Source organism: Legionella drozanskii LLAP-1 (assembly GCF_001467585.1).
GTDB lineage: Bacteria > Pseudomonadota > Gammaproteobacteria > Legionellales > Legionellaceae > Tatlockia > Tatlockia drozanskii.
On sequence record NZ_LNXY01000025.1, the window covers coordinates 1 to 425 of the forward strand.

Genomic DNA, 425 nt, shown 5'->3' on the forward strand with positions numbered 1-425 from the left:
TCATTAGAAATGATTTTCCACCAGGATTTAGGCAGTCGATTAAGCCCATCAGACCAGCGATAATCGCGTTGTTTCAGTAAATCCTTTTTATCAAAAGGCGCGTGAGCCGCGACTAGCAGCGTTTCTTTTTTACGAACATTTGCTTTTAATTCTTCAAAGGCATTGGGGTCTTGAATTAATAAATTAAAAGTTGCCCAACAATCATTTAAAGCACGGTGACCGTCATAGAAGTAGCCTAATTTCCAATTTATATAATCGAGCTTGCTACTTTCAATCAAGCGCTTTTTCCAATCAATGTCTTTCATGGTGCAGCCAAACGGCAGAGCTTGCACAATGGGTTTAAGAGAGGCTGGCGTTTGTAATTCTAAAAAGTTTCTATCAAAGCCTGAGTTATGACAAATGATGAGATGAGAAGAGGATAGAAT

At 38.8% G+C, this 425-nt stretch carries 1 pseudogene; it reads right to left on the reverse strand.

From position 1 onward, the window contains the following. Window positions 1–425: pseudogene (locus tag Ldro_RS09270) on the reverse strand (3'-5' exonuclease); the annotation flags it as partial.